Raw genomic sequence first — 15,291 nt, 5'->3', positions numbered from 1 at the left:
GTCCTGGGTGAGCAACCCACCATCCGCTGAAAAGACGAACGGGCCGGCTCGGGAAGAGACCGGCCCGTTCGGGCTTTCCCTTGACGCCGCGCTCGCGGCGGACGCGCGGGAGCGCCTCGCCGCCGTCGAGGCCCTGCTGCTGGACTGCGTGCGCGGCGAGGACCCGCTGCTCAGCGACGCCTCCAGGCATCTGGTCGAGGCGGGCGGCAAGCGCTTCCGGCCGATGCTGGTGCTGCTCGCGTCCCACTTCGGCGACCCCGCCGCGCCGGGCGTCGTGCCCGCGGCGGTCGTCGTCGAGCTGACCCACCTCGGCACGCTCTACCACGACGACGTGATGGACGAGGCGACCGTCCGGCGCGGGCAGGAGTCCGCGAACTCCCGCTGGACGAACACCGTCGCGATCCTCACCGGCGACTACCTGTTCGCCCGCGCGTCCGACCTGCTCGCCGACCTCGGGCCGGACGCCGTCCGGATCCAGGCGCGGGCGTTCGCGCGGCTCGTCCGCGGCCAGATCCAGGAGACCGTCGGGCCCGGCCCGGAGGCCGACCCGCTCAAGCACTACCTTCAGGTCCTGGCCGACAAGACCGGGTCGCTGATCGCCGTGTCCGGGCATTTCGGCGCGCTGCTCGCGGGCGCGCCCACGCACGTCGTCGACACGGTCACGTCCGCGTGCGAGAAGATCGGCGTCGCGTTCCAGCTGTCGGACGACATCCTCGACATCGCGTCCGAGACGGAGGAGTCGGGCAAGACGCCCGGCACCGACCTGCGCGAGGGCATCCGGACGCTGCCGATGCACCACGTCCTCGCCGGGGTCGGCTCGGGCGCGGACGACGCGCGGCTGCGGGAACTGCTCGTCCGGGACCTGTCCGCCGACGACGCGCTGCACGCCGAGGCCCTCGCGCTGCTGCGCGCCCACCCGGCCATGGACCGCGCCCGCGCCGACCTGCGCCGCTGGGCCGAGGACGCCCGCGCCGAGCTCCTCACCCTCCCGGCCATCCCGGCGCGCGACGCGTTCACGCACCTCTGCGACTACGTCGTCTCCCGCACGGGCTGACGGCGGGCCGTCGCGGCGCGGGCACTACGCGAAAAGCGGCGGCGGGCGCCGGGAGACTCCCCCGGGCGCCCGCCGCCGCTTCGCGTCAGACCTGCTGGGGCGCGGGCGCGTCGGTCAGCCCGCGGACCTTCATCGCGTGCAGGACGAGGTCGATCAGCACCTGCTTGCACGACTCGATCTTGCGGGCGTCGCAGAGCATCACCGGGACCTTCGGGCCGAGGTTCAGCGCCATCTGGATCTCGTCGAGGTCGTAGCGCTTGGCGCCCTCGAAGCAGTTCACCGCGACGATGAACGGCGTCTGGCGGCGCTCGAAGTAGTCCACGGACGGGAAGCAGTCCGACAGCCGCCGCGTGTCGGCGAGGACGACGGCGCCGAGCGCGCCGAGGGCCACCTCGTCCCACATGAACCAGAAGCGCTTCTGACCGGGCGTCCCGAACAGGTACAGGACGTACTCGTTCCGCATGGTGATGCGCCCGAAGTCCATCGCGACGGTGGTGGAGTCCTTGCGCTCCACCCCGGAGATGTCGTCCACGCCGACGCTCTCGTCGGTGAGGAGTTCCTCGGTCCGCAGCGGCTGGGTCTCGGAGACCGTGCCCACCATGGTGGTCTTGCCGACCCCGAAGCCGCCCGCGATCACGATCTTGACCGCGGTGGGGAGCCGGCGGGCGCGCACTTCTCGTCTAGAGGGCCCGGAGACCATCGATCACCGCCTTGTAGAGCCTGATGTCGTGCATGTCCGCCTCCGGTTCGGGTTCCTGCATGGAGACGAACCCCTTGTCGAGCAGGTCGCCGAGCATCACCCGGACGGTCGCGACGGGAAGGTCGAGGTGGCCGGTGAGCTCGGCGACCGACATCACGTTCTGGCAGAGCCGGATGATGGCGAGGTGCTCTGGACCGAGGCCGATCGCGCCCTCGGGTTCGGGACCGACCGCCACCACGAGCGTGATGAGGTCGAACTTGCCGCGGGTCGGCTCGATCCGCCCGCTGGTCATCACGTACGGCCGCACCATGGGGCCGGCGTGCTCGTCGAGGAACCGGTCCTCGGCGGGCGCCGCCGGGTCCTGGGCCGGCGGGTCGTCCGGCCAGGGGTCCTGGGCCGGGTCGTCCGGGGGGATCATGACGGGCGTCCCTCCGCGGGTTCGGTGCGCGTCGGCGTGCTGAGGTGGTGGCCCATGCTCGTGACCAGCATGGCCATCTCGTAGGCGATCAGGCCGACGTCGGCGTCCTCGCCCGCGAGCACCGCGATGCAGGCGCCCTTGCCGGCCACCGTGACCAGCAGGAACGCCGACTGCATCTCGACGATCGTCTGCCGGACCGGGCCGCCGCCGAACCGCGTCCCGGCGCCCTTGGCGAGGCTCTGGATCCCGGCGGCGACCGCGGCGAGGTGCTCGCCGTCGTCCTGCGGGAAGCCCTCCGACGACGCCATGAGCAGGCCGTCCGCGGACAGCACCACGGCGCTGCGGGCGTGCGGGAGCCGGTGGACCAGGTCGTCCAGCAGCCAGCCCAGATCGGAGGAGGAACCGGTCTTCTGCGTCACTGATCTGCCTCGCCTTCCGCTGTTTCGGTGCCGGTGTCCCCTGTTTCGGCGCCGGTCCGCCCGGCGCGTTCCGCTCGCGCGGCATCGAAGCGCCCCCGCTTGGCGCCGCGCTGGTACGAGCCCATGATCCGCTGGATCTCCGCGGGGGAGCGGCCCGGATCGTCCGGCTCCTCCTCGACCTCGGCGGCCTGCTCCGCGCCGCGGAGCGGCTCGGCGAGGTTGGCCTGCGGGACCCGGACGGGAAGCCCGGACGGTGTGCTCGAGGTGTCAGGCACGGGTGGCAGATCCTCCGGCTCTCTGGTCGCGGCCGCCGGGCACGCGGCGAGCGCCGCCGGCGCCGCGGACCTCCGCGGGCCCCGCGCGCCGGACCCGGCGCACCCGCCGACCGGGACTCCGGCTCCAATGGCGGTCTTCGTCCGCAGACGTGAGTTGCGGAAGCGCATCAACAAGTCCTCAACGAGTTCCCGATCGGCCGACGGACCGCCGCGACGGGGGGTTCGGGGCCGTGGTGTCCAGGCTTGCGGCGCGATAGGTAAGCCATCGCCTCCGCATGCGCCAGTACCTTAGCAACGTTGCGGGCTCAGAAGATGTACTTTCTTCCCCTCATCTGAGGGTTTTTGCTATTTACGCCCTGGCCTGTGGTGCAAAAGACATGAACGATGTGTTGCTGTCAGGTGTGTTCGATGGTATGGACGTACTTCCTCGCGAGATGCCGGGCGGCCAGGACGGATGCGCGCACCACGGCGACCGGGAGGTAGAGGTCCTTGTCGTGCCACAGCGCGGGGCCCAGAAGACGTCCATTGTCCGAGGGCGCCGGGAGAAATTCGTACGCCCTAGTTATGGATTCCTTGTATTTCCCCGCCATGTCCGACTCCGAGTCCGGTACCGGGTCGGGTCCGGCGGCGTCGGCGGACGGCAGCAGTATCTGAAGCGCGTACGCCGTTTCCTCCGCCGTCCCCTCCCAGCGGCCCCAAGAGCCGTCGGGGCGCTGGGTGTCCAGGACCCACGCGCGGGCGCGGGCGAGGGTCCCGGCCGCCCTGCCGCCGCCGAAGCGGCTCAGCGCCGCGACGCAGCACAGCGTCGCGTAGTAGGGCGACGCGTGCCACCGGTCGGTCCAGCTTCCGTCCTCGCGCTGCCGTTCGCAGAGGAGCGTGACGAGGTCGCCGACCGTCTTCGTGCAGCGCGGAATGGACGTCGAGGGCGTCTCTCCCGTCCTGAGGACGTCGAGCAGGTATTGGCCGAACGCTTCGAGAACATGGGCGTTGACCGTGACCGAGAAGCCCTCCTCGCCGGGCCAGGTGCAGAAATGCGTCGGCGTCTCGTAGGCCCAGAGGGCGTCCGGGGACCTCGGCCTGCCGAGCAGGCCGAGCGCGTACAGGACGGCCGACGTCGTGTCCGCGTCCGCCGGGAGGCCCTCCGCCGCCGGGGTGCCGACCGGACCGAGCGCGGCGGCGAGGCCGTCCAGCAGCGCGGGCGGCGCGCTGGACACGATCCCCGTCCGGGCGAGGGTGCTGAGGACCCACGCGCGCTCGAAGACGGTGATCGGGGAGCCGCAGGGCACCGGGCCCGCGTGCTCGTCGGAGACGGCCTCCAGGAACAGCCTGGCCGGGTGGCGCGGTTCCCGCGCGCCGCGCCCGCCGAGCCACGCGGCGGTGGCCGCCGGGGAGGCGCCGACCGCCCCGACCGGGCCCGGACGGATCGTCCGCGCCTCGCGCGCGAGGTCGCCCGTCACCTCCAGCGCGTGCGTCACCTTGTCCGGGAGCGCGGCGCCCGCGGTGAGGGCGGCGCGCATCTTGGCCAGGCGCGTCCCGTCCAGGCCCTTCGGGTTTCCCAGCCGGGCGCCGGTCGGCACGGTCTTGGCGGCGGGGGAGTCGTCGAGCTCGTCCAGGTCGTCCAGGCGCCGGTTGATCGAGCCGACGAGGGAATCGACGATCAGGTCGTTCGCGGGCATGTCTGGAAATCTTGTGAAATCCAGGGTCGGTAGCCGCCGGAGGAGCGGGGGCAGCGACCGCGCGAGCGCGCCCGTCGCCTCCCCTGGATCCACGCCGTCCGTCCGGCGGGAGCCGTCCTCGCCGTCCTGGACGACCGTGAGCAGCGCCTCCACCGCGCTCAGCGTCGGGACGACGGCATACGCGCCCGGCGCGCCCCAGAAGCCGTCCGGGCGCTGCGCGTCCAGGATGTGCCGGACGCGCCGCGCGTGCCCCTCCAGCCACGGGGACAGCGAGACCACGCGCCCGGTCTCGTAGATCGACGGCGACACGTGCCCCCAGGGGCGGGTGAGGAGGCCGCGCAGGAGGTCGCGCGCCGCGGCGGCCACGTCGTCGGAGTCCTCCTCCCACCTGGCCCCCGACGGCGTCGCGCATTTGCAGCTCACAATTCCTCCCAGCGGTCCGAGGAAGCCCCTGGTGGGGGGATCTGAGGGTTATCGAGCATGCGGGAGCTGGAGGTGCGCTTTGGTGTTAGATGGGCGTTCTGACCGAGTTGAAGGAAGTATCACATGATCATTTAACGAAAACAAGCGTTGCACCGGCAGTAATTGTGCGTATCGGTGCGTGACCTGCCTCACCTTGCAAGCGATATGTCAGATCGGTCAATGGCTCTTGACAGCGCGGCCGCAGTTGTTCGCACATCATGAAATCGAATGGACGATCGAACTCCGCCGAATCCGCGGGCGGCCTAGCGGGCCGTGGTCAGCAGGGTCGGCCAGACGAGCCGTCCGGCCACTCTGAACTGGCCTTTCACCGAGACTCTGCCGCATCGCGCGGTGACCGTGTAGGCACCGGGCTCGGTGTTCTCGCGGACGGTCGCCGTCCCGTTCGCGACCGGGCCGTCGAACGCCTCGGACGTCACCTCGCGCCCGGTGTCCGCGCACCGGGGGGCGGTGACCTCGACCCGTTCGCCGGGGCGCGCCACCTCCGGCCTCACCCGGACCTCGTCGTGGTGCGTCGCGTTCGCCTCACCCGTGCCCGGCGCCAGCATCCCCGCCGCGACGAGTGCCGATCCCAAGACGGTGACGCTGACCAGACGCACCGAGAGCTCCCTTGAATCCGGGCCGTGTGACGTCCGGCACTTTAGCCCCTTCAGGCCGTTTCGGGCACCGCTTCCCGGCGGGCGGCGGCCACGCCGTCCCATGTCAAGATCACCAGTGCGAGCCAAACCAGCAGGAAACCGGCCCAACGGCTCGGCGGCATCTCCTCATGCTGGACGAAGAGCCCGATAGCGAACTGCAGCACCGGCGCCAGGTACTGGAGCATCCCGATCACCGACAGCGGGAGCCTGATCGCCGCCGCGTTGAACAGCATCAGCGGGACGGCCGTCACCACGCCCGCGAGCGCCAGCAGCACCGCGTTCCCCACCCCGTGGTGCCCGAACGCCGCCTCGCCCCGTCCCTCCAGGACGAGCACGAACCCGAGCGCGGGCAGGAACATCATCGCCGTCTCGACCGCCAGGCCCTCCGCCGACGGCATGTCGACGAACTTCTTGAGCATCCCGTAGACCCCGAAGGCGAGGCCGAGGACCAGCGCGATCCACGGCGGACGCCCGTAGTCGGCGGTCAGCACCACCACGGCGGCCGTCCCCATCCCGACCGCCCACCACTGCCGCGGCCTGAGCCGCTCCCGGAACACCGCCACGCCGAACATCACGCTGATCAGCGGGTTGATGAAGTAGCCGAGCGCGGCCTCGATCGTCCGGCCGCTGTTGACGGCGTAGATGTAGGTCCCCCAGTTGACGCTGACCACCGCGGCCGCCAGCGCCAGCAGCACGGCGCGGCGCCAGGTCAGCGTCCGGAGCCAGCCCCGGTTGCGTCCCACCGCGAGGACGACGGCGACCGCGACCAGCGACCACATGATCCGGTGCGCGAGGATCTCGACGGCCCCCGCGGGCTCCAGCAGCGGCCAGTACAGCGGGAACAGGCCCCACAGCGCATACGCCGCGATCCCGTACAGCATCCCCCGCTTCACCACGAGGGCAACTTACCAGGACGTAATCAGCCAAAATCACCCACACTCATGTCCAGGACGGCGAGCTAGGCTGAAGGCATGTTCGGCTTCGCGAAGACCCAGATGGTCAGCCCCGACAAGGCCCTCCCCGGACGGGACGAGCCCATCCCGGTCCCGCCCCGCCATGAGGTCCTCGACGCGCCCCTGGCCCCGCCCTACCCGGACGGCGCCGAGATCGCCGAGTTCGCCCTCGGCTGCTTCTGGGGCGCCGAGCGCATGTTCTGGCGGACCCCCGGCGTCCTCTCCACGGCCGTCGGCTACGAGGGCGGCTACACCCCGAACCCCACCTACGAAGAGGTCTGCAGCGGCCTGACCGGCCACGCCGAGGCCGTCCGCGTCGTGTACGACCCGTCCAAGATCAGCTACGAGGAGCTGCTCCGCGTCTTCTGGGAGTCCCACGACCCCACCCAGGGCATGCGCCAGGGCAACGACGTCGGCACCCAGTACCGCTCGGCCGTCTTCACCCGCACCGAGGCCCAGCAGAAGGCCGCCGAAGCCTCCCGCGACGCCTACCAGGCCGTCCTCACGAAGTCCGGCTACGGCCCCATCACCACCGAGATCACCCCGGCCACCGACTTCTACTTCGCCGAGGACTACCACCAGCAGTACCTCTCCGACGCCAAGAACCCGAACGGCTACTGCGGCATAACCGGCACCGGCCTAAGCTGCCCCATCGGCGTCGCCCGCGCCGAATAACGGCCGTCAGGCCGCGTGCCCGTCGAGCACTGCCGGTACGGCTCTAGCTTCATGAGGACGATGCGTCCGCGCTGAGCCGTGCGCTCACTGGCGCAGTCGGCCGAGAGACCCTCGTAGGGAGCCTGTCCGTCGCGGCCGGAGTCTAGGTTCCATGAGCGTTACGAACCCTCATAGAGGCGATGAGGACCGTGCGCATACTTGGCATGGGCCGGAGCGCTCATTGTGGCGAACCCTCAGAGGGGTGATGAGCCTCCATTCTTCCGGTAGGGGTGGCGTTCTGTCCACGACGGTGGGCCGGGGGTGCTGGCGTAAGGGTGGGGGCTCCGACCTGCGGGGCTCGTTGGATGGCGTGCTCCGTGGGCCCTCAGGTGCGCGCGTAGCGTTCCTATCCTTGGCGAGGCGGTTCTCGGGAGGCGTTTGGCTGTGGGTAGGGCTGGTTGGTACGGGGTTCGTTGCGTCTTTCGGTGGGTGCATGAGGGACGGCAGGTTTATGAGGAGACCGTTACCGTTTGGCGGGCGGAGTCTTTCGAGGAGGCTCTTCAGAAGGCGGAGGTTGGGGCGTTCGAATATGCGGCTGAGTGTGATGGGCAGTATTTGGAGTTCGCCCAGGCCTATTTCATCGGCGAGGACGAAGTGATCGGTGAGGGTGCTGAAGTATTCTCGTTGATGCGGGAGAGTGAACTTGGGGGGCGCGATTACGTCACCAGGTACTTTGACACGGGGGACGAGCGTCAGGGGGCTTGGTGAGGGTTTTGTATGTGTTTGCTTGTGGGGCGCTGGCGGCGGTGGAGCTTCCGGGCTTTGTGGGGCGGGCGCGGGAGGCCGGGTGGGACGTGCGGGTGATCGCCACTCCGATGGGGGTCAAGTTCCTGGACGTCGAACGGCTCGTCGCCCTTACCGGTGCGCCCGTGCGGACTGATTTCCGGTTGCCGCATGAGACGTCCAACGGGCTGCCTCCCGCCGATGCCGCCGTGGTCGTGCCCGCGACCTTTAACACGATCAACAAGTGGGCCATGGGGATTACCGACACGGTCGCCGTCGGCATGCTTTGCGAGCTTGTCGGGATGGGCGTTCCAGTGGTGGCGGTCCCGCAGGTCAAGGTCGAGCTGGTTCGTCATTCCGCGTTCGGGGCCAATTTGGACGTTCTCCGCTCCATGGGCGTCCGCGTTCTGTTCGAGGCGGGCGCGCCGATGCCGGGGTGGGACGAGGTCCTCGAAGCGCTGGACGGGTGAGGCGGCTGGTCGCGAGGTTGCCGTCCCGTCGCGGGTGGTGCCATCATCCGCCGGGTGAACCCCCTGAAACTGATCGAGACCACGCCCGGCCAGTTCTCGTTGCTGCTGGACGCGGGAAGCACCCAAGTGGACGCCCTCGTCGAGGAACTCGGCCATGAGCCGAACGGCTACTTCTGGGAAGGCGTGGCGCAATTCCTCGTCGGCACCGAGGCGAAAACGCTCGACGGGCGGTTCTCCTACGACCCCGAAGGCGGAATGTTCTGCGCCTACGGCACCGACCGTCCGGCGCTCCAGGAGTTGGGCGAACTGATGAGCGCCGTCGCCACGGACGCCGATCGGATGCGCGTTCTCGTCGCCGCCGCCGCGGCCGCGGGGTTCGAATTCGACGACTGACCATCGGCCGCGCACGAGGTCTGGACTGTTGGACTGGATTCCATTAAGGTCCGTCTGCGCCTGGCCCGCGGCCTGTCCCGGGACGGGCGGCCTCGGCGGGAGGATCCTCGATGGTGGATTCATTCGATGGCGCGTTGCGCGCGGCGATCCAGGCGCGAGGTCTGAGCCTTGAGCGGCTCCACGTGCGGCTCGCCGAGCGCGGGATCCACGTCAGCGTGGCGAGCCTCAGCAACTGGCAGCGCGGCAGCAGCCGTCCGGAGCGGTCGCGGTCGCTGTCGGCCGTCCGGGCGCTCGAAGGGATCCTGGAGGTGCCGCCGGACTCGCTGTCCGCGCTGCTCGGGCCGCGGCGGCCGCGCGGACGGTGGGTGCACCGGGTGCCCGGCGCGCTGTCGTACCGGGACGTCAGCCAGGTGCACGCCAGCGTCGACAGCCTCCTCGGGCAGATCCGCAACCCGGTGGACGGGCAGCTCCGCTGGCTGAGCTGCGACGAGAGCCTCCGGGTCGGGGCCGACCGCGACGAGCGGTCCGTCCGGACACGGGCGGTCTTCCAGGCGCGGGTGGACGGCGTCGACAGGCACGTCGCCGTCCACTACTGCGAAAAGGGGATTCTGCCCGACATACGGAGGGCGTCCCACTGCCGCCTGGGTCAGGTCTGCACTGACCCTGGGACGGGTGTCACCGCCATGGAGCTGCTGTTCGAGCGGCCCTTGCGGCGCGGTGACACGTGCATGATCGAGTACGAGTTCGGCTACAGCGGCGGCGGGCCCGAGGCGACCTTCTACCACCGCTGGTTCCGCCATCCGACGCACATGTACCTGCTGCACGTCCAGTTCGACCCGGAGGCGCTGCCCGTCCGCTGCCACCGGGTCTGGCAGCCGAACGCGGCGACGCCGGGCGCCGACGTGGGGGAGCTCCACCTGTCCGGCTGGTGCGCCGTGCACATGGCCGACATGGAGGTCCGGCCCGGCGTCCACGGCATCCGCTGGGAGTGGGACTGACCCGGCCGCCCTTTCTCATTTATTGGCCGCCTACACCTTGAAATTCAGCGGCGGCGCGGGGGGTTGTCTCGGATTCGCGCCGGGGGGACCATTCTTTTCGACGTTCCGCGGACGTCGAGGGCGCCCGATACCCCCATCCTTCGACCGTCCCCCAGGAGTGCATTCTCCATGCTTACCCGCACCGCCTGGCGCGCCGCCGTGGGCGCGCTCGCACTCGCCGCGGTGGCAGTGCCCGGCACCGCCGACGCGGCGGCCCTGAAACTCGGCATCACGATGCAGGCCCAGGAAAGGACCAACTGGTGCTGGGCCGCGTCGGGCAACACCGTGGCCGCCTACATGGGCAGGTCCTACAGCCAGAACCAGTTCTGCAACCTGGCGTTCAACCGCGCGATGAACTCGTCCTGCCCCAATGAGCAGGCCACGCTGGCCAACGACCAGAACGCGTTCCGCCAAATCGGAATCAGTCCCGGTAACTACGTCTACACCTATCTCACCTACGCCGCGATCGTCCGGGAGGTGGACGCGCGCCGCCCGATCATCGCCCGCATCCAATGGACGAGCGGCGGCGGGCACATGCAGGTCCTGTACGGCTACGACACCGGTTCGAGCATGGTCTATTGGGGCGATCCCTGGCCCTCGAACTACCGCTACAACTGGGCGTCGTACAACTACTACGTCAGCAACAACTCGTTCTTCTGGACCCATTCCCTCGACTACATCGGCGCCTGAGGAGACGTGAGATGAAACTGTTCGCAGGTCTCGCGCTCGGCGGCGCGGTCGCGACCGTGATCGCGGCGGCGCCGGCCGCCGCCGCGTCCCCCGCACCGGCCCGGCCCCCGGCCGCCGACGTGGCCGCCGCCCGGCGGGTCGCCGCGGCGGCGTCCCCGACCCTCGCCCGCTTCTTCGCCGCCCGCGGCGGCACGGCGAAGATCACCGCCGGTGCGGCGGCGCGGATGGCGCCGAGGCTGACCGGCCCGACCGTGCCCGTCTACGAGCTCGACCCCGGCTTCGTCACGGGACGTTCCGACACGGTCGCGCGGCTGTCCTTCCTCGCCACCGAGGCGGTCTCGGCCGACGGGCAGCGCGCCTCGGTCTGGGCCGTGCGCGCGGGCGGAGCCTGGCGGCTCGCCAACATCGCGTCCGGCGCCGACGAGGAGACGTTCGCCCGCAACGCCGGCACCGTCTTCCGCGAGCCGCAGATCAACGGCTGGTACCGGCTGGACGGCGGCCGTGTCCACCCGCTCAACGCGGAGGCGCGGCAGGTGACGGGCGCGCCGTCCGTCACGCTGGCGTCCTACCGGCAGGCGGTGCGCGGACGCTACGGGAACCGGATGCCCGGTTCTGCCTACGACCGGCAGGGCATGGCGGGAGGCTACGGCCCGTCCTCCGGAACCGCCGGAAGCACCGCCGGGAACGACGGGACGCCGGTCGTGTTCGGTGGGCTCGGGCTCGTCCTCGCCGCCGGGGGCGGGCTGTTCCTGCGCCGCCTCGCCCGGCGCTGACCTCGGGATCGGTCCAGGTGGCGGCGCGGGCGACCGCGCCGCCACCGGCCGTCGCCCTGTACGGGCCCGGACGCGTGTGTAACGATGTGCGGGAGTCCGGAGACGCCGGCAAGGGCGCTTCGAGACGGTCGAACGGGAGTCGCCATGGCGCGTATTTCGCATGCCCGGGAATTCCAGGACGCGTCCGTTTACGGGACGTCAGGCCGGGTCACGGTAAGGGACATCGCGGCGGCGAAGGAACGCGGTCACCGGTGGGCGATGCTCACCGCCTATGACGCGATGACCGCCGCCGCTTTCGACGAGGCCGGAATACCGGTCGTGCTCGTCGGGGACACGATGGGCAACAACCATCTCGGATACGACTCGACCGTCCCGGTGAGCCTGGACGAGGTCGCTCTCCTCGCGGCGGCCGTCGTCCGGGGCACCGAGCGCGCCCTCGTCATCGGCGACCTGCCGTTCGGCAGTTATCAGCAGGGGCCCGAGCAGGCTCTCAAAAGCGCCCTGCGGCTGGTCAAAGAGGCGGGGGTGGGCGCGGTCAAACTGGAGGGCGGGGAACGGAGCGCGCCCCAGATCGGCGCGATCGTGTCCGCGGGAATTCCGGTCATGGGGCACGTGGGACTGACGCCCCAGTCGGTGAACGCCTTCGGCGGTTATCGGGTACAGGGACGCGGTGACACGGCCGCGCGGCAGCTCGTTCGCGACGCGCGGGCCGTCCAGAAGGCGGGCGCGTTCGGAGTCGTCCTCGAAGCGGTGCCCGGAGAACTCGCCTCACGGGTCACCGACTCGTTGGACATTCCCACCATCGGCATCGGCGCAGGGCCGGAATGCGACGCGCAGGTCCTCGTCTGGACCGACGCGCTCGGCGTGACGCCGGGGCGGCTTCCCCGCTTCGTCAAACAGTACGCGGGAGTGCGGCAGACCATGGTCGAAGCCGCCCGCGCCTACGCCGAAGAGGTCGCCGACGGCGCCTTTCCCGCGCCCGAGCACGTCTACCGCTAGAGGCCGTTAAGAGAACGTGTGGCTGGTGTGCGTGAAGGTGCCTTTGCCGAAGGCCAGCACCTTCACGGGCCGCACCGCGTACACATACGCGTCGCCCCCGACGTCGTTGGAGAAACCGGCGTCGGTCACCTCGAACCGCCATTCGCCGGTCCATTTGGTCGCCCAGGCGGCGGCGAGCCGTTCGAGCGCGGGACGGTCGGTGACCCGCTCGGCCTCGCCCTCGACCATGACGTCGAGGCCCCCGTCCCAGCGGCCGTCCCCGGTGGTCAGGACGACGTGCGGGTTTCCGGCGAGGTTCAGCGTCTTCTGCTCGGACGGCCCGGTGCAGAAATGGAACGCGCCGTCCAGCCACACGGCCACCAGCGGCGTGACGTGCGGACGGCCGTCGCGCCGAACGGTGGAGATCCAGGACAACTGCGCGTTCTCCAGGACTTCGCGCGCGTCGGCCCAGGACGTGGCCTGCGCGCCGGGGTCGCTGAACCGTTCGTCCAGCCGGGAAACGGGCTCGCTCATCGTCGCTCCTCGATATGACCGCCCGAAAGTCGGACGCCCCGACCGTACTGTGCGGCACCGACATCCCCGCGGACCCGGACGATAGGCTCAGGGGATGGCGTTCGAGATTGTGTGCGAGGTCGAACCGCCCATGAAGCCGGATCTCACCAGAGTCCGGCATCAGATCGGCGTGTTGAGCCCTGTCGCGGATTCTTTCCTCATCCCTGACAACCACATTGGACGGGCGACCGTGTCCAGCGTGGCGGTCGCTCACGAAGTGCAGGCGATGGGAGCGCGCGGCATCGCGTGCCTGAACTCCCGCGACCGCAATCTGCTGGGATTCCGCCGCGACCTGCTGACCGCCGCCGCGTACGGCGTCGACCGTTTCCTGTTCGTTTACGGGGACAAACCGACGGCCGGCGGCCGGACGAGCGAACTGACCGTCCGGGCGATGATGGAGGAGACCCGCGCCGCCGCCGAGGACGCCGTTTTCGCGGGCTGCGCGCCGTTCCAGATCGGCGTGACGACGGGCCTGCGCAAAACGGCCGAGTGGAAGCGCTCCGCCGACTTCACGTTCGTCCAGGTGAGCTATTCGGTGGACGAACTGCTCCGCTGGCGCGACGGCGCCCGGCTGACCGGCCCCGTCTACGCCGGGGTGATGGTGCTGGCGAGCGCCGGGATGGCGCGCAACCTCGCGGCCGCCATTCCCGACATCGCCATTCCCGCCGAACTCGTCGACGCGGTCGAACGGGACAGGGCGGCGGGCGTCGCGGCGGCCTGCGAACAGGTCCTCGCGATCCGGGACAGCGGCGCGTTCGACGGCGTCCACCTGGTGCCGGTCAGCCGGTACCGGGAGGTGGCGGCCCGGCTCGAACGCGAGCTGTGAGGCGTGGAGCCGGGTGTGCGGGCCGAGGCGTCCATCGTCGTCGAGGACGAGGACACGGCCGTCAACGCGGGCAGCGGCGACGTTCCCGTGCTCGCGACGCCGCGCCTTCTCGCGCTCGCTGAGGAGGCGACGGTGAAGACCGTCCGGCCGTTCCTCGGCGAGGACAAGACGTCGGTCGGGACGCGCGTGGAACTGGAGCACCGTGCGGCCAGTCCGGTCGGCGCCCACGTGACCGTCGAGGCCGAGCTCCGTGAGGTGGACGGGCCCCGGCTCGTCTTCGGGTTCACCGCCACGGACGAGCGCGGAACGGTCGTGGGTACCGGGGTCGTAGAGCGGGTGGTGGTCGACCGGGAACGGTTCCTGGCGCGCGCCGCCCGCTGAAAGCGGTCAGTACGGCAAGAGGCGGCCCGAAGGGGACCGCAGGTCGGGCGGGCTCGGTTGACGTGGGGGCCGCGGGCGTTTGATGAGCTGCTGCCGTGCCATGGTGATCATCTCCCCCCGAGGGGCGGGATTCAATCGTCGAGCGCGCCTGGTGCGCGCTTCTGTTCGTAGGACGCGCTCGCCGTGCGTGAGGTTCGCAGAGCTTATGCGACTTCGGCTGCCGGTTCGACCGATTTTCGGGGACGGTCCGTGACCGGAAACATCCGGAATTCGCTGTCAGGAAACGATGTCGCGCGTCCGGAACCGGCGGAACGCCAGGGCGAAAAACACCACGGCATAGGAGATCGAGACGGCCGCGCCCTTCGCCATGCCCGTCCATTGGACCTCGGGCTGGAGGACGTCCATCCACGCGTACATCCAGTGGGTCGGGAGGAAGTCGCGCGCCGAGCCGAGCGCGGTGACCGCGTCCAGGATGTTGCTGACGATGACGAGCCCGACCGCGCCGCCGACCGCGCCGAGCGGCGAGTCGGTGGTGACCGACAGCAGGAACGCGAGCGCCGCGACGACGAGTTGGGAGATCAGCGCGTAGCCGACGACGATCGCCATCCGGCCGAGCGCGGTGTCCACCGGGACCGTCCCGCCGGTGGGCAGGCGGACGTCGGCCCAGCCGAACCCGGCCGTGCCCGCGACCAGCGACATCAGCGGCAGGCTCACCACGGCGAGCACCGCGTAGGACAGCGCGACGATCAGCTTCTGGCGGAGCAGCCGGGCGCGCGGCACCGGCGCGGCGAGCAGGTAGCGCAGCGACGACCAGCCCGCCTCGCTCGCCACGGTGTCGCCGCAGAACAGCGCGACGGCGACGACGAGCAGGAACCCGGTCGAGACGAACAGGGCGAACAGCGCGAAGTTCAGCGCCCCGGCCGTCGCGACGTCCACCAGCCCGGGGACGCCGTCGCGGCCGGGGTCGCCGCCGAGCTTGAACGCGGCGACCAGCACCCACGGCAGGACGAGCAGGATCCCGAACGCCACGAGCGTCCGGCGCCGCCGGAACTGCCGCACCGCCTCCACCCGCAGCGGCAAAGTCCGCCGCACGTCATACACGCTCATGAACCCTGCCTTT

20 protein-coding genes are annotated in these 15,291 nt (G+C 70.5%); 11 read left to right on the top strand and 9 right to left on the bottom strand.

The genetic code is table 11. The features are described from left to right. Window positions 1-7 precede the first annotated feature (7 nt). Window positions 8-1,054, top strand: a complete 1,047-nt coding sequence (locus tag ACH01S_RS12360) for a polyprenyl synthetase family protein (protein WP_067889551.1) — start codon at window positions 8-10, stop codon at window positions 1,052-1,054. A gap of 85 nt (window positions 1,055-1,139) precedes the next feature. Here the strand turns inward: ACH01S_RS12360 and ACH01S_RS12355 are convergent, their stop codons facing one another. The 7 genes from ACH01S_RS12355 to rarD all read right to left on the bottom strand — a co-directional run bounded on the left by ACH01S_RS12355 (window position 1,140) and on the right by rarD (window position 6,541). Beyond that, window positions 1,140-1,754: a GTP-binding protein gene (locus tag ACH01S_RS12355; RefSeq protein WP_067889548.1), complete on the bottom strand. Its 615-nt coding sequence runs from the start codon at window positions 1,752-1,754 to the stop codon at window positions 1,140-1,142. Next, window positions 1,735-2,172, bottom strand: a complete 438-nt coding sequence (locus ACH01S_RS12350; RefSeq protein ID WP_083980595.1) for a DUF742 domain-containing protein — start codon at window positions 2,170-2,172, stop codon at window positions 1,735-1,737. Before ACH01S_RS12350 ends, ACH01S_RS12355 begins: the two co-directional genes overlap by 20 nt. Continuing rightward, window positions 2,169-2,591: a roadblock/LC7 domain-containing protein gene (locus ACH01S_RS12345; RefSeq protein ID WP_067889545.1), complete on the bottom strand. Its 423-nt coding sequence runs from the start codon at window positions 2,589-2,591 to the stop codon at window positions 2,169-2,171. The genes ACH01S_RS12350 and ACH01S_RS12345 overlap by 4 nt, the downstream gene beginning before the upstream one ends. Next, window positions 2,588-2,866 (bottom strand): hypothetical protein, encoded by a 279-nt coding sequence (locus ACH01S_RS12340; protein ID WP_067889542.1) that lies wholly within the window; start codon window positions 2,864-2,866, stop codon window positions 2,588-2,590. Before ACH01S_RS12340 ends, ACH01S_RS12345 begins: the two co-directional genes overlap by 4 nt. A 395-nt stretch (window positions 2,867-3,261) precedes the next feature. Further along, window positions 3,262-4,965 carry a prenyltransferase/squalene oxidase repeat-containing protein gene (locus tag ACH01S_RS12335; RefSeq protein ID WP_148344112.1) on the bottom strand — a complete coding sequence of 568 codons (1,704 nt, stop codon included), beginning with the start codon at window positions 4,963-4,965 and terminating at the stop codon, window positions 3,262-3,264. 302 nt (window positions 4,966-5,267) lie between these two features. Next, on the bottom strand, window positions 5,268-5,621 hold the full coding sequence (locus ACH01S_RS12330; RefSeq protein ID WP_067889539.1) for a hypothetical protein: 354 nt from the start codon (window positions 5,619-5,621) through the stop codon (window positions 5,268-5,270). A gap of 50 nt (window positions 5,622-5,671) precedes the next feature. Then, complete coding sequence (rarD, locus tag ACH01S_RS12325) at window positions 5,672-6,541, bottom strand: EamA family transporter RarD (protein ID WP_067889536.1); 870 nt, start codon at window positions 6,539-6,541, stop codon at window positions 5,672-5,674. 90 nt (window positions 6,542-6,631) lie between these two features. On the opposite strand from rarD, the gene msrA reads away from it, so the two are divergent. The 8 genes from msrA to panB all read left to right on the top strand — a co-directional run bounded on the left by msrA (window position 6,632) and on the right by panB (window position 12,412). Next, window positions 6,632-7,288: a peptide-methionine (S)-S-oxide reductase MsrA gene (gene msrA, locus ACH01S_RS12320; protein WP_067889533.1), complete on the top strand. Its 657-nt coding sequence runs from the start codon at window positions 6,632-6,634 to the stop codon at window positions 7,286-7,288. Window positions 7,289-7,756: 468 nt separating this feature from the next. Continuing rightward, entirely contained in the window at window positions 7,757-8,035 is a 279-nt protein-coding gene (locus ACH01S_RS12315; RefSeq protein WP_218010226.1) for a hypothetical protein, read from the top strand. Then, window positions 8,032-8,520 carry a flavoprotein gene (locus tag ACH01S_RS12310; RefSeq protein WP_246236449.1) on the top strand — a complete coding sequence of 163 codons (489 nt, stop codon included), beginning with the start codon at window positions 8,032-8,034 and terminating at the stop codon, window positions 8,518-8,520. The genes ACH01S_RS12315 and ACH01S_RS12310 overlap by 4 nt, the downstream gene beginning before the upstream one ends. A gap of 54 nt (window positions 8,521-8,574) precedes the next feature. Further along, a complete protein-coding gene (locus ACH01S_RS12305; RefSeq protein WP_083980594.1) occupies window positions 8,575-8,913 on the top strand; it encodes an Imm51 family immunity protein in 339 nt (112 codons plus the stop codon). Between the two features lie 110 nt (window positions 8,914-9,023). Beyond that, entirely contained in the window at window positions 9,024-9,911 is an 888-nt protein-coding gene (locus tag ACH01S_RS43425) for a helix-turn-helix domain-containing protein (RefSeq protein WP_067889524.1), read from the top strand. A 168-nt stretch (window positions 9,912-10,079) separates the two neighbouring features. Continuing rightward, the gene (locus ACH01S_RS12295; protein WP_067889521.1) at window positions 10,080-10,640 is read left to right on the top strand and encodes a papain-like cysteine protease family protein; all 561 of its coding nucleotides are present in this window, start codon (window positions 10,080-10,082) and stop codon (window positions 10,638-10,640) included. 11 nt (window positions 10,641-10,651) lie between these two features. Further along, window positions 10,652-11,413 (top strand): hypothetical protein, encoded by a 762-nt coding sequence (locus tag ACH01S_RS12290; RefSeq protein ID WP_083980592.1) that lies wholly within the window; start codon window positions 10,652-10,654, stop codon window positions 11,411-11,413. 144 nt (window positions 11,414-11,557) lie between these two features. Then, on the top strand, window positions 11,558-12,412 hold the full coding sequence (gene panB / locus ACH01S_RS12285) for a 3-methyl-2-oxobutanoate hydroxymethyltransferase (protein WP_067889516.1): 855 nt from the start codon (window positions 11,558-11,560) through the stop codon (window positions 12,410-12,412). A 6-nt stretch (window positions 12,413-12,418) separates the two neighbouring features. On the opposite strand, the gene ACH01S_RS12280 is transcribed toward panB, so the two are convergent. Beyond that, complete coding sequence (locus ACH01S_RS12280; RefSeq protein WP_067889513.1) at window positions 12,419-12,925, bottom strand: pyridoxamine 5'-phosphate oxidase family protein; 507 nt, start codon at window positions 12,923-12,925, stop codon at window positions 12,419-12,421. 94 nt (window positions 12,926-13,019) lie between these two features. Here ACH01S_RS12280 and ACH01S_RS12275 point away from each other — a divergent pair, with 94 nt between their 5' ends. Together ACH01S_RS12275 and ACH01S_RS12270 are read left to right on the top strand one after the other, a co-directional pair. Then, complete coding sequence (locus ACH01S_RS12275) at window positions 13,020-13,790, top strand: methylenetetrahydrofolate reductase (RefSeq protein ID WP_067889510.1); 771 nt, start codon at window positions 13,020-13,022, stop codon at window positions 13,788-13,790. Between the two features lie 3 nt (window positions 13,791-13,793). Further along, complete coding sequence (locus ACH01S_RS12270; RefSeq protein ID WP_067889507.1) at window positions 13,794-14,171, top strand: thioesterase family protein; 378 nt, start codon at window positions 13,794-13,796, stop codon at window positions 14,169-14,171. Between the two features lie 276 nt (window positions 14,172-14,447). Here ACH01S_RS12270 and ACH01S_RS12265 read toward each other — a convergent pair whose 3' ends face one another. Beyond that, window positions 14,448-15,278, bottom strand: coding sequence for an ABC transporter permease (locus tag ACH01S_RS12265; protein WP_067889503.1), 831 nt, complete (start codon window positions 15,276-15,278; stop codon window positions 14,448-14,450). Between the last annotated feature and the right edge of the window lie 13 nt (window positions 15,279-15,291).

The organism is Actinomadura chibensis NBRC 106107 (assembly GCF_001552135.1).
Lineage (GTDB): Bacteria > Actinomycetota > Actinomycetes > Streptosporangiales > Streptosporangiaceae > Spirillospora > Spirillospora chibensis.
The sequence above is the reverse complement of the archived record's forward strand: the minus strand, read 5'-3'. Positions and strand labels throughout refer to the sequence as shown.